The 12,510-nt window shown below is 41.5% G+C and carries 17 protein-coding genes; 10 read left to right on the forward strand and 7 right to left on the reverse strand.

Features of this window, described 5'->3' with window-relative positions; all coding sequences use genetic code 11:
• Positions 1-132: 132 nt before the first annotated feature.
• The 5 genes from WKF69_RS12900 to WKF69_RS12920 all read left to right on the forward strand — a co-directional run bounded on the left by WKF69_RS12900 (position 133) and on the right by WKF69_RS12920 (position 3,779).
• Positions 133-1,056, forward strand: coding sequence for a PHB depolymerase family esterase (locus tag WKF69_RS12900; RefSeq protein ID WP_340382463.1), 924 nt, complete (start codon positions 133-135; stop codon positions 1,054-1,056).
• A gap of 122 nt (positions 1,057-1,178) precedes the next feature.
• A complete protein-coding gene (locus WKF69_RS12905) occupies positions 1,179-1,430 on the forward strand; it encodes a nucleotidyltransferase domain-containing protein (RefSeq protein WP_340382465.1) in 252 nt (83 codons plus the stop codon).
• Complete coding sequence (locus WKF69_RS12910) at positions 1,423-1,761, forward strand: HepT-like ribonuclease domain-containing protein (protein ID WP_340382467.1); 339 nt, start codon at positions 1,423-1,425, stop codon at positions 1,759-1,761. Before WKF69_RS12905 ends, WKF69_RS12910 begins: the two co-directional genes overlap by 8 nt.
• A 72-nt stretch (positions 1,762-1,833) precedes the next feature.
• Positions 1,834-2,784 (forward strand): bifunctional molybdenum cofactor biosynthesis protein MoaC/MoaB, encoded by a 951-nt coding sequence (gene moaCB, locus WKF69_RS12915; RefSeq protein ID WP_340382469.1) that lies wholly within the window; start codon positions 1,834-1,836, stop codon positions 2,782-2,784.
• 569 nt (positions 2,785-3,353) lie between these two features.
• Complete coding sequence (locus WKF69_RS12920; RefSeq protein ID WP_340382471.1) at positions 3,354-3,779, forward strand: hypothetical protein; 426 nt, start codon at positions 3,354-3,356, stop codon at positions 3,777-3,779.
• Positions 3,780-4,142: 363 nt separating this feature from the next.
• Here the strand turns inward: WKF69_RS12920 and WKF69_RS12925 are convergent, their stop codons facing one another.
• Together WKF69_RS12925 and WKF69_RS12930 are read right to left on the reverse strand one after the other, a co-directional pair.
• Positions 4,143-4,697 (reverse strand): arylesterase, encoded by a 555-nt coding sequence (locus WKF69_RS12925; protein ID WP_340382473.1) that lies wholly within the window; start codon positions 4,695-4,697, stop codon positions 4,143-4,145.
• 46 nt (positions 4,698-4,743) lie between these two features.
• Positions 4,744-5,235 (reverse strand): SRPBCC domain-containing protein, encoded by a 492-nt coding sequence (locus tag WKF69_RS12930; RefSeq protein WP_340382474.1) that lies wholly within the window; start codon positions 5,233-5,235, stop codon positions 4,744-4,746.
• 171 nt (positions 5,236-5,406) lie between these two features.
• Between WKF69_RS12930 and WKF69_RS12935 the strand changes: the two genes are divergently transcribed.
• Genes WKF69_RS12935 through WKF69_RS12945 form a run of 3 tightly spaced genes read left to right on the forward strand, consistent with a single transcriptional unit; the run spans position 5,407 to position 6,660 of the window.
• Complete coding sequence (locus WKF69_RS12935; RefSeq protein WP_340382476.1) at positions 5,407-5,766, forward strand: DUF6249 domain-containing protein; 360 nt, start codon at positions 5,407-5,409, stop codon at positions 5,764-5,766.
• Positions 5,767-5,775: 9 nt separating this feature from the next.
• Positions 5,776-6,324 carry a sigma-70 family RNA polymerase sigma factor gene (locus WKF69_RS12940; RefSeq protein WP_340382478.1) on the forward strand — a complete coding sequence of 183 codons (549 nt, stop codon included), beginning with the start codon at positions 5,776-5,778 and terminating at the stop codon, positions 6,322-6,324.
• Positions 6,325-6,327: 3 nt separating this feature from the next.
• Positions 6,328-6,660 (forward strand): hypothetical protein, encoded by a 333-nt coding sequence (locus tag WKF69_RS12945; RefSeq protein WP_340382480.1) that lies wholly within the window; start codon positions 6,328-6,330, stop codon positions 6,658-6,660.
• 80 nt (positions 6,661-6,740) lie between these two features.
• Here the strand turns inward: WKF69_RS12945 and WKF69_RS12950 are convergent, their stop codons facing one another.
• From WKF69_RS12950 to WKF69_RS12970, 5 genes are all read right to left on the reverse strand, one after another.
• Positions 6,741-7,349: an FMN-binding negative transcriptional regulator gene (locus tag WKF69_RS12950; RefSeq protein WP_340382481.1), complete on the reverse strand. Its 609-nt coding sequence runs from the start codon at positions 7,347-7,349 to the stop codon at positions 6,741-6,743.
• A 91-nt stretch (positions 7,350-7,440) separates the two neighbouring features.
• Positions 7,441-7,890 carry a KTSC domain-containing protein gene (locus WKF69_RS12955; RefSeq protein WP_340382483.1) on the reverse strand — a complete coding sequence of 150 codons (450 nt, stop codon included), beginning with the start codon at positions 7,888-7,890 and terminating at the stop codon, positions 7,441-7,443.
• 181 nt (positions 7,891-8,071) lie between these two features.
• Positions 8,072-8,815: a diphthine--ammonia ligase gene (locus WKF69_RS12960; RefSeq protein ID WP_340382485.1), complete on the reverse strand. Its 744-nt coding sequence runs from the start codon at positions 8,813-8,815 to the stop codon at positions 8,072-8,074.
• Positions 8,812-9,171 carry an MmcQ/YjbR family DNA-binding protein gene (locus tag WKF69_RS12965; RefSeq protein ID WP_340382487.1) on the reverse strand — a complete coding sequence of 120 codons (360 nt, stop codon included), beginning with the start codon at positions 9,169-9,171 and terminating at the stop codon, positions 8,812-8,814. Before WKF69_RS12965 ends, WKF69_RS12960 begins: the two co-directional genes overlap by 4 nt.
• Positions 9,171-9,797: a class I SAM-dependent methyltransferase gene (locus tag WKF69_RS12970; protein WP_340382489.1), complete on the reverse strand. Its 627-nt coding sequence runs from the start codon at positions 9,795-9,797 to the stop codon at positions 9,171-9,173. Before WKF69_RS12970 ends, WKF69_RS12965 begins: the two co-directional genes overlap by 1 nt.
• A 387-nt stretch (positions 9,798-10,184) precedes the next feature.
• Here WKF69_RS12970 and WKF69_RS12975 point away from each other — a divergent pair, with 387 nt between their 5' ends.
• Both WKF69_RS12975 and WKF69_RS12980 read left to right on the forward strand, forming a co-directional pair.
• Positions 10,185-11,291: a hypothetical protein gene (locus WKF69_RS12975; RefSeq protein ID WP_340382490.1), complete on the forward strand. Its 1,107-nt coding sequence runs from the start codon at positions 10,185-10,187 to the stop codon at positions 11,289-11,291.
• Positions 11,275-12,393 carry an Ig-like domain-containing protein gene (locus WKF69_RS12980; RefSeq protein WP_340382491.1) on the forward strand — a complete coding sequence of 373 codons (1,119 nt, stop codon included), beginning with the start codon at positions 11,275-11,277 and terminating at the stop codon, positions 12,391-12,393. Before WKF69_RS12975 ends, WKF69_RS12980 begins: the two co-directional genes overlap by 17 nt.
• Positions 12,394-12,510: the final 117 nt, after the last annotated feature.

Below are 12,510 nucleotides of genomic sequence, written 5' to 3' on the forward strand. Positions count from 1 at the left end.
CAATTTTTTTCTTGGTAGCCATTTTAATCTCCTTTTATTTTTGATAAAGAAAGAATATTAATTACGCTCATTCAACCACGTAACAGAAATGTGGTTCGAAGCCAGTCATTCTCAACAATAGAGACCTCCTATATGCTCCGAAGCTTTTCACTTTTAATCCTTTGTATACTCGGTATTACTCAGCTCCTCTTTGCTCAAAATGCGAAGACCGCCGGCATTCATACCGAAACAGTCAAATTTAAGGGACTCGACCGTAAATACATGTATTACATCCCGCAAGGTTATGATGAGAAAGTGAAGCTGCCTGTGGTCTTCTTCCTGCACGGGATGGGCGCTAGCGCGCAGATAGGTGTAAACGTATTAGGCCCGCAGTTTCACGCCCGCGCTGAACGCGATAAAGCCATTGTAGTATACCCCGATGCTACGGCAAAACACTGGAACGATAAATTAGGTGGCAGCTATCCTTTAACTGATAGCGTAGATGATGTTGGTTATATCACTTCGCTTATCGATCTTTTCATAAAGGATTTTAAAGGCGACCCGTCACGTATATATGTGTCCGGGAGCTCAAACGGTGGCATGATGACTTATCGCTTAAGCGTTGACATTCCGGAAAAGATAGCGGCAATAGCCCCCTTCGTCTCTTCCATCAGTAATCAGGTCGCTGAGCAGTTCCCGAAAGCGAAACCCATTCCCATCATTATTACCAGCGGTGCAGCCGACACAGTTATCAAATGGAGCGGTGGCCCTTTCCGTTCAACACCTACGGCTCGCTTTCTATCCGGCGATGAGAACGTTGCCTACTGGGTTAAGCGTAATGGCATAAGTAAGAAAGCAAAGATCACCACCCTGCCTGATGTAGAACCTGGCGATAAGTCAACTGTCGAGATCCAGGAATACAAAGGCAAGAATGATGTGGTCCTCTATAAGATCATCAATGGCTATCACCAGCACCCTACATTAAGAGAACCCGGCAAACCATTGGTTTCCGGTAAGAATATGGATTATAACTCTTTCGAGCGGGTGTGGGATTTTATGATCCGTTATAAAAAGTAGGAGACATTATAGTCCCTGATCAGGCTGAACGAAAATAAACAATAAAAGCATCCAGTTTTTGTAGATTTGTGGTGATGACACTGGTTGAAAAACATAATGCAACAATAATAAAGCTTTGTAAAATGCACAAAGTGAAAACTTTGTATGCTTTCGGATCTGTACTCACTGATAGGTTCAATAGTAAAAGTGATATTGATCTCATTGTTGACTTTCACTATGTCGATGTTTTGGACTACGCAGATAATTATTTTGATCTGAAATTTGCCCTTCAAGATATACTCAAAAGATCAATCGATCTTCTTGAGGAGAATGCTATAAAAAACCCCTTCTTCCGAATGGCTATAATGAATCATAGACAATTGATTTATGGATAATGATATCAAAGCTTGGCTTTATGATATTCTGAACGGAATAAATGAAATCGAAAGCTTTTTTATCGACGTTCCTAAAGTCTTTACCAATTACCAACAAGACCTCAAGACTAAGCGTGCGGTTGAGCGAAATATAGAAATCATTGGGGAGGCAATGAGTAGAATTTTGAAACAGCATAACGCTCCTGAGATATCAAATTCGAGAAAACTAGTTGACGTAAGAAATAGAATCATCCACGGGTATGATCCTGTGTCCGACGAAGTCATCTGGGGTATTGTGATGAAACATTTGCCTCTATTACGTCAGGAAGTTGAAGAGTTATTAGGCGAATAAAACAAGAGTTAACTCCCAATCATTCGTAAATTGCAATTCGTAATTCGTAATTTTTAATACGTAATTGGTTTCATGCGCGATATCACAAGTAAACAGGTCACACTCCGCACTGCAAGAGCAGTAGGCATTATATTTTGTTCAGCAAACTCGATAGAACTTATTAATTCAGGCTCACTGCCTAAAGGAAATCTGTTTGATGTGGCCCGTGCTGCCGGATTCCTGGGCGCTAAGCTTACACCTCAGCTCCTTCCCCATTGCCACCCCGTAACAATCGATGCGATGGACTTTACATTTGAGTTCATTAGCCCGGAGATTCATTCGGAATTATTCAGCGCGGATGTTCTGAGTCGCACCGGGATTGTTATTAGTGGCGAAGCAAAATCTATTGGCCGTACAGGCATCGAGATGGAAACCCTTACCGCTGTATCGGTTGCCGCACTGGAGATCTATGATATGTTAAAGCCGGTTGATACCGCATTGGAAATCGGCCATATTAAGTTGCTGGAAAAGAAAGGTGGCAAAAGTGACCGTAACCGCTTTACAGAAAGCACCCCTACCTGCGCTGTGTTAGTCTGCTCTGATTCAACAGCTAATGGAACACGTGAAGATAAAAGCGGAAAGCTGGTTAAAGCCATGCTGGAGAACGTAAAGGCTACCGTGTTACACTACAAAGTCCTTCCTGACGATAAAGATGCAATCCAGGCACAGATCAAAGAATGGGTTAAGGACGACGTCCAATTCATATTCACTACCGGGGGGACTGGTCTTGGCCCGAGAGACAATACCACTAATGCTGTCCGCGAGATCCTGGAACGAGATGCCGATGGAATAACCGAGGCTATGCGCAGCTTCGGTCAAATGCGTACGCCGATGGCAATGATGAGCCGGTCTATTGCAGGAACAATTGCAAATACGTTGATAGTTACTCTTCCGGGAAGCACAAATGGCGCACGAGAGTCACTTGAGGCTATTCTGCCGGGAGTTTTCCATGCAAGGAAGATGATGGAGGGCGGCTCTCATTAAGTTGAGAGTTGAAAGTGGACAGTTGAAAGTGAGCTAAACGCTGTGTTAGAACGGCAGTATTAATTTGAGATCTAATGGTTAGGCTTTAGGTGTAGTGAAGTAAGCACCATCCTACGCTCATCCTACGTTCATCCTACGCTCATCCTACGCTCGAGATATAGCGATCTCTGCAGTAAAGGCTGGTCAAGTTGTGGACATTGACTATTTTACATTGGGACTGGAATATTAAATTTTGCAGGCATACTTCCCTATTAACTCCTTTTAACATTTCCACTCAATTACCATAATACTGGTTTCTTCATCATATCACTTGCCTAATACTTCGGGCTTCGGGCCTCTTGATGATATGCGAAAATCACCTTTGGGATCGGTGAAAAAATCACCATCAATTTTCACCTAGTATTTTCCGTCGTTCACCGAAAAGATCTCGCCATTCGCCTAATTGCTGTATGTCAGGGGCATCTTACGATATACTTTTGATCAACGAAACAAACCAGAAAACAATACCTGCCTACCGGCGGGCAGATTTAAACAAAAGACACGAACATTAAACTTAAAACTCAAACATTATGAAAACTCTAAAAACAATCGCCGCAACATTATTAATCGCTTTCTCCTTTTCATCTTTCGCTGCAGATGGTACCGCTAAAGAAAAACTCGAAATGAACTACGCTTTGAAAACTTACATCGCAGCAGTAACTGAGGGAAGAATCGCACCTCTGCCGGAAGTACTTGACAAAGAGGTAAAGTTTACTTCTACCAGAGGCGAAAAGATTATTAGTCACAACAAAATTCAAATGCTTAATACATTAAAAGTCAGCGAAAACGTAAAGCAAAATTGCTCTACAAGCTTTAGTGTGGTAGAAGGAACTCCAACATTCAGTGTTGTAAAGGTTACTATGAAATACGATAACTTTTCAAGAGTAAGCTACCTGAACCTGGCAAATACCGGTAACGGCTGGAAAATCACAAGTGTTTCCACTTCCTTTATATAATTTTAGTTTAGTTGATTGAAAGCCTGTCCCAATTTCGGGGCGGGCTTGTTTAGTTTACAATAAACAACAAGTATATCAACAGGCTAGTGAGATAGAGCCCGGAAGTGAGAAACTTTTAATTATATAACTGAGAGACAATTTTTGGAAAGCAGTACCTGTGGTCCTTTGGCCCGGCTAGCCGGGTTCTTCGCAGTAGTTTTGGCTTCAACTTTCAGGTTATAAAATCTATTTCTTCAGCCAAAAGCTACTTGCTGCGCCCCCGTTTATCTTACTCAGGTCTGAATTCTGTCGGGATGTACAGTTGCCGGCTCGGGACGATTTTGTTAATTTGGAAAAAGAATCGGACCATAGTGTTCACCACAATCATAGAATCTTCTTTAAAACAGGCCAGGTCTTCTCCGCTATTATCCGGTAACCTTCAGCTGAAGGATGCAAGCCATCTTTCATATTAAGATGTGCCAGGCCAGCTACACCTTCCAGGAAGAAAGGGACAAACACCATGTCATGGGATTCGGCCAGCCTCCGAAAGATTGCCCGGAATTCTGCAGCAAAAGCTCCGGGAATAAAAGATGGGATCTCCATGCCCATCAAAGCAAGTTTCACCTCAGGATATTTAGCTTTCACCTTTTTAACAATTAAATCAAGATTAGCGAAGGTGCGCGATGGTGGTATTCCTCTTAGGATGTCATTTATCCCCAACTCCAGGATAAACACTTTTACCGGCTGGCTCAGCCAATAATCTAACCGGGCAAGGCCGCCGGAGGAGGTATCGCCGCTAAGACCGGCATTTATGATTATGTAGTCCAGTTCTGCTGCTTTTATCTTCTGCCCTATCAGAGCTGGAAATGATTCATCATGCACATTACCTAAACCATAACCAGCAGTTAAGCTATCACCGAAAAAGAGAATATTGTTCATGAAAGGAGAAAGGAGAATTAGAGTGGATTGTTTGGAAATACAACCGTTAATTATTAATCATCGGCATTAAACTGCCGTCCTTGTTTCTCAAGTCAACCCCACCTTCATACACGGACTTCAAATTCACCAAATAAAACGCCCATCCATTTGAGCAGCCAAGCCGGATGAACTTCTTCGAATCATCATCCGTAGGGATATTATGATGTTTAAGGTCTATGATGGTGTAACCCTGCTCTTCACTTAATTTAATATCCACCAAACATTCCCCTTCGAACGTGAACTGCAAAAAGTCTTTTCCGTTTGCTTCTGTAATCTTCCCTTTCATTGGGTCTTCATACAGGTACCAAAGCCATTCGTAAGTATAACCGGCGACTGCATTTAAATCAGGATCTATGACTTTATCAGAGCTACGAAAAGCTGCCTTTTCCAGGAACCACTTCTCCAGTTCAGCAGCTTTTGTACAGGCATTATAAATCTCATTAATACTTGCTTTAATCGCAATCTTCTTCGTAAAAGAAGTCCAGTCGAAATCTTTCATTGTATTTAATCCTTAACTATCAATTCCTTCTTGTCTCTACTGCCAAATTGAAAAAAATCCCCGTAGTCCTTTTATTGCAGCATTGAACGTCGATAAAGCTAGCGATTAATAACTATTTTCGATAATTGTAACCTTTGCGATTCCATTGGTATCCTATGAGTAAATAATCACATGAATCATATAACCATGAATCCATTACTCTACATTGATCCACAGGCTGCTACGTTTGTGCTCAGTGGTATCCTGCTAATCTGTATCTTCATTTCGGGGATATTTTATTTTAAAGCGAAACATAATGAGAAATTACTTCTCATCGAAAAGGGCCTCACCGATAATCAGGTGATAAAGCCTAAGGGCAATTCACTCCTTAAGATCGGAATCATTATTATTGGCCTAAGTATCGGCCTGGTAATCATTTCTGCCTTGAACGGTATCTCAGCAGACATGGCCGACGGAATTGAGGTAGCCATAATGGGTATTTCGGGAGGTGTGGCTATGGTAGCGGCCAACCGCGTAGATAAGAAAAGCTAAAAGCCCCGCATGGACGATATTTACATCGAAAAAGTCCGCAGCGGAGATCGCGAAGCCTTCAGGTATTTTCTTAAAGAGTACAAAGACATGGCATTTTCAGTCGCTATGTCTGTTGTTAAAGATGAATTTATCGCTCAGGAGCTGGTTCAGGATTCATTCGTTAAAGCTTTCAATGGCCTGGCATCCTTTAAGAAGCAGTCTAAATTCAGCACCTGGTTCTACCGGATAGTGGTTAACGAAGCACTCACACGCTTAAAGAAATTAAAGCGCGAGATCGTTTCGTTCAATGCTGACTATGACAATGAAATTGCGGATGAATCGGTATTGGAATCATTAAAGCATGAAGAACAGGTGTACCTGATCAATGAAGCATTAAAAAAGCTTCCGTCTAATGAGAGCCTTGCCCTGCGCTTGTTTTATCTGCAGGAGGAAAGTATAAAAGAGGTGTGTGAAATAACTGGATGGTCAGAATCAAGCACCAAAGTATTGCTGCATCGCGGCAGAAAGAATATGTTTATTGTCCTCAGCAAGTTAATGAGGACAGAATTTAATTATTGAATAATGGAGGGGACACAAGACAAATTTTCGAGTTTAATGCGGAAGGGCAAATTGGAGATGCCATTCGCTGACTTTGAAGACAATACAATGAGACGAATACAAGCTGAGCTGAAGTACAAGGTATCAATCCGGCGTAACTTCAGGATCTCCTTTATTTTCTTTGTTTTGGGCACAGGTTTCGGGCTGATAATTAACAGCATATTGTCAAATGCAGACGAGTTTATTCTGGGTTTAGCACCGGAGACTGTACTTATGGCATTTCAGCTAATTTTTGTGCTAGTCGTACTTACCCAGTCGGAAAATATTTACAGGCTGTTTTTGAAATTAAAAGAGTAAGAAGAATGTTTACACTTCTTCTTGTCCTTCGTTTATATAAACGAGATGAGTGATGAATACCATATAGTATGTTATTATCTTTAATTTCTTTCTTTCATGTATGCAGCTATCATCTTCTCATTAGAATCATCACTTTTTGATAGTGTTTGAATTATCTTTTCCTGCTCTGATGAGCTCCTGTTCTGACTTGGTTTCTTTTTACCCTGAAGATCACTAACCTCAATCTCAAAAGCAACAATCCCATTAAGCATTTTCGATTTAAACTCGTCCGGAAATGTATCCCACTGTTGCCTGTAAGACAGTTCAAAATTATTGATCGTTGAATTTATAACTTCCATCGCTTTTAAGGGCTCCATCAGTAACTTGCCAGTTCCATAAGCGTGTATGGAAATATAATTCCATGTCGGCACATTCAATTCCTTATCATAATTGCTTGTAGAGATATAAGCATGCGGCTCGCTGAAGATTACCAGTATTTTATTGCTTTCCAGATCCTTCCACTGATCATTGGCTTTCGCAAAGTGCGAGGTGAGCACTACCTTATCCTCCCGGACAGCAACTAAAAAAGGCAAATGCGTAGCTACAGGAACATCCTCTTTGATACTTATGATCGTAGCAAAGCTGAAGCGTTGCATAAACGAAACTAGTTCGTCCCTGTCTGTAGTTAAATTAAATTTTGGGATATACATGAGAATAAGCTACAAGACAAATATAATATTCTAAGTATAGATATTTGTCTGTTAACACTCTCTGAAATGCGTGAAGTCTATAAGAACTTGCTTAAACGCTGGCAGCGATCCTGCTGGTACTTCTGTACACAAAGTTGTTATATATATGCCTTCTCGCAAAACGGCCTGGTGAGTCTGCATTGATCAGCTTAACATAAACAGCCTTCGGAACATCAAAGTATTCGTAAACGCTGCCATCAGTAAAGCTTACTTTAAGAACCTGCGACTGGTAGTCAAAATCCAGGATCATAGAAGTTGTTGTAGTTATAGTATACTCAGCAAACGACTGATTCCGTGTTTCCGGTGCAATACTTACCAAAAAGTGATAAGCTTCGATTATCGTCTTGCTTTTCTCTTCAGCTTCCTCTCTGGCTTCAATCGATTCAGTAAATTTATCAGGATGCCAGGTCTTCATCAGCGTTCTGTACACTGATTTAAGGGTTTGCAGGTCTGCATTTTTATCTACTTCCAGAAGCTTCCGGTAGTCAACTATCTTTTTCATGTGTATGCTTTTAATATGAAAGCACTACACCTTCAAAATAATTTTGCAAAGTTAGGTAAAAGAATCCAAATGTGGCCCTGACTTGCGAAGTTTAATAGCCGACAAGCAGGGAACTTCGCCAGTCTGGCCTTAGTAACAGACTGACGAAGTCACCGGCATAACGGAAAATAGACTTCGTAAGTCAATTTACGGGCACCAAATCCGTATACCAAAATCCTGATTTCTCGTCAGACACCTTGATGTCTGATATACAGCTATCGTCAGCATCTTTAGGTGCTTTAAATTCTTTAAAGATCTTCTCCCCGACTTCAATTCTTATTGGGTATTTGAATATCGGTCCGTCAAATACAAACGTATGAAATTCGCCATTTTCACCACATACATCAATATTTTCAGGGAATGTTGAAATAAGCTCTGTTGTAATTTCCTTACCCGAAAAATCTTCCAGGTAGTGCTGGGTGCAAACGATCATAGTACGAAAGCCCAGATCAAGAAATTCATGAATAAGGTCGGAGGTATCCTTTTTCCATAAGGGGAAGATTGCTTTTAATCCAACCTCGGCTAAGCGTCCTTCGCGATATTTTCTTAAGTCCTCCAGGAAAATATCTCCAAAAATGGAATGTGTAATACCTTCATCTTTGAATTTTTGAAGGTGTTTCGCCATCGCCTCATCATACTCTTTCATACCTGGCATTTCAGGAAGCCGGATCTGATAAAGTGGAATACCAATTGATTCAGCCTGGCTGATCAGCAGTTCCTCACGCACCCCGTGCATTGAGATCCGGTTAGCACTGTCGTTTACAGTAGTAACCAAATATCTGATCTCAAGCTCAGGATTACTCAGGCAGTGATAAAGTGCAAGCGAGCTATCCTTCCCGCCACTCCAGTTAAAAATGCAAGCTTTCTTATTCTCCTTAGTAATCATATATCATTAGAATTATCAGGCTTATTAACCAGGTCGGCTAGCCTTTTAGGAGCTACTTCGCAGTATGCCATCGTCAAAATATCAGCAAGCATATCTTTTCTAACCTTTCCCAGGTCAACCAGGGTCCAGCCCATTTTCCCCCACTTATTAGGGACAGGATGGATGACATCCTTGTCGAATGCAGAAAAAACGTCCTGATCTATCTCTGATAGCTTAACGCATATCCTGTTCTCCTTTAAATTTAGAGTGGCAAATATCTTTTTAGCCACCCTAAAAGAAGGTTTCTCAAAATGAGGAGCCTCGTTGGTCTCCGGAAAAGAAAGGGCCAGCTCACGACAAGTCTCTTCTTTTACCATTACTTTTTTCTTAAAAGCAAGGTAAGAATTCGCGGAATGGCAGAGCTATCATTATCATCAAAGTATTCATTCAGTTTAACGATGCTAAACCCGTTTTCAGTTGCAGCATTAACGAAATCTGAGATATGATGATTAAAACACGGGACTATCTGTTGTCCGCTTTCGGTATCAAACCTTGCCTTACTGCCTGAATATTGTTTAAACGGATGGAGTTCGCCTACATAAACATATCCGCCGGCGACTGTATGAGCCGCCGCTTTTCTGAAAACATCATTGATATCTTCAATATGTTCCAGCATCAGGCTGAAGGTTATCAGATCAAATGCACCTTCTGCAAAACTCCAGGCTTTTGTAATATCAGCCTGATGAAAAGTCAGCCGATCAGACTTGATTTTCGCTTTTGCCTTGTGAAGCATTGCTTCAGAAAGGTCAATACAGGTTACTTCCTCAGCCTTTGTAATAAGCCATTCAGTATTTTTCCCTGTTCCACTGCCAACTTCAAGACATCTTTTAAAGACGATGCCAGTAAGGACTTCTCTGATAGCTGTTGCTTCAAGATCTCGTGTCTTATTTATGTTTGTGTCATATATCTCCGACCAGATGTCGTAAGCTTCCTGAGTATTCATCCTATTATCATTAAGTCCCCCTAACGTGCTGCGTTGTTTCGTTAAAAACAATGGCTATTGTATAGAAGTGGTCAAATGTAATAATTCACTAACTTAATTTGATGGACTTGACATAAAATGATAGCGTTTAAGAGATGTTGTTTCGGAAGTCATAAAAAAGTTGCAATCTGAGAACGTTGCGTTTGACGGCCCTGAAGAAAGTCATTTAGGGATGCTTTCTGTACGTTTTACGGATACCGACGGCAATGGAATACGTATGAATCAGGCCGGAAATGATTTACCCATGTGGCTGGAGGTATAATATATTGTAAGTCAGGATTATAAATTAATTATATTTGGTATAAGCGGGTCGCCGACCCGGAAATTCATCACATTAGCATTCCTAACATGAAGAAAAACTATTTTATCCTTGGGGCAGCCATCACCGCTATCGGCCTTACCGCTGCCATGGGCCGTTCGGACAATGCTTTGAGTGGCTTTACGAAAGGTACACCTGTAATCAAATCCGTAAGCTCGCTTACGTTCGGTCCTGAAGGAGTTTTATTTATTGGTGATTCTCAGGGCGCCACTGTATTTGCTATTGATACCAGGGATTCGAAGCGAAATGCCCGGGCGGAGGCCGCAGACATACAGAACATTGATCAGAAAATAGCGGCTTCGCTGGGTACAACCCCTGAAAATGTCACTATTACAGATATGGCTGTGAATCCCCTGTCTAAAAAGATCTATTTTGCCGTGCAGAATAGTGATGGAACACCACTTATTCTTCGTCTTGAAAATGGCAAACTTCAATCTCTACCGCTAAAAAATGTTTCTTATTCTACACTTGCACTCAACAATGTACCAGCTCCGGACGCTAAAGACCAACGAGGAAGATCAATGCGTGTTGCCGCGATCTCTGACATCGCATACGCGGATGGAAAACTGATGTTAAGCGGGATTTCGAACCAGGAATTTGCATCAACATTTCGCAGTATCCCTTATCCGTTTAACACTCAACAGGAATCATCATCTCTTGAGATTTATCATGCTGCACATGGCAGATATGAAACCAATGCACCAATACGCACATTTACTACTTCCACCATCAATGGCAAGAATTATTTAATTGCCAGTTATACCTGTACTCCGCTGGTAGTTTTTGCGCTTGATGATCTTAAGCCTGGTACCCACGTTAAAGGCCGTACAGTTGCTGAAATGGGCAATGGCAATACTCCTGCTGATATACTAACGCTTAACAGCGGTGGTGAAAAATATCTGCTCATGGCAAATTCAAGCCGCCCTGCAGCAAAATTAAAACATAAAGATATTGAGTCGTTTCAAGGCTCCCTGACTGAAAAAGCTACTTCTACTTATGCAGGAGTTCCATTTGAAGTTTCGGCCCGTAAGAATGTCACTCAAATGGACAAACTTGATGATGGACGCGTTGTCCTCATCCAAAAAAGTCCTGCCGGCAGTACAGACCTTCTGACTATTAATGGAAAAGATCTATAAGCTTATAACATTGTCGAAAACCAGGTTATACATTTTGTGTAACCTGGTTTTTTTTGTGACCGTATTCTCAAGCTGCAGCGATCAGAGACGCCCGGCGGAAATTACCGTGATAAAGAAAGAAGGCCGATCGGTTGCCATATTTATTCCTTCAGACTTAGTTAAAGGCATAAATGAAGATAATCTTGATGAAGAGATCTTTATAAGGATAGCCGGTAAACCGGAGAATATATTGGGAGAATACACGCAGAATGATGGCGGGATTCTTTTCACACCGTTAATCGAATTGACACCAGGGACGGATTACCAGATCATTTTCCAAGGCCGTTTATTATCTGGCCTTTCCATTCCCGGACGAACTAATGTTGGTGATGTCACTTTGCTAGCAGTTTATCCATCGGCAGACACTTTACCAGAGAATCTTTTGAAGGTCTATCTAAATTTTTCTAAACCCGTGCGTCAGGGAGTCTCAGAAAGGTATTTAACTATGTTGGACGGGAAGGGTGATACCCTTAAGGATATCTTTCTAAATCTTAATACCGAATTGTGGGACGAAGAGGGCAAACAGCTAACTATATGGCTGGATCCTGGACGTATTAAGAGAGGCCTTCAGCCAAATGAAAAAGAAGGTAACCCTTTGCAATCCGGGAGTACTTACACTCTTGTTATATCACCGGAATGGACAGATCTGCGAGGCGCGGCGCTTGACAAGCAGCACTCCAAAAAATTCTTCACTGGGAGAAAAGACACTCAGTCACCCAACCCCTCGACCTGGAAAATGAATCTTCCGGTGTCGGGATCCAGACAAGCTCTTTCAATTTCGTTCAACGAATCGCTGGACCATTCACTACTTTTTAACACCATCACGATTATTCGCCGCGCCGGAAGGCCTTTAAATGGAAAAGTATCTGTGGGGGCCAATGAAAGGTCGTTGTTGTTTTATCCGGAAACACCATGGGCCGCCGGGATATACTATCTGAAAATAGATTCCAGACTCGAAGATCTGGCTGGGAATAACCTGAATCGAATATTTGATCGGGATCTTTTGAACGATAAGCCGGCAGGCAAGAATGAATTCCACACAAAGCAATTCATCATTAACTAACCGGCTGCAGTGAGACATTTAGAAGTCAAAAATATCGTCTAAAAAGGATTTTTTCTTTTTATGAGGGTTTTCACGATAGTAATTATCATCGTGTTTGTTGTACTCGTATTTTCTGGT

The organism is Daejeonella sp. (assembly GCF_037719425.1).
Lineage (GTDB): Bacteria > Bacteroidota > Bacteroidia > Sphingobacteriales > Sphingobacteriaceae > Daejeonella.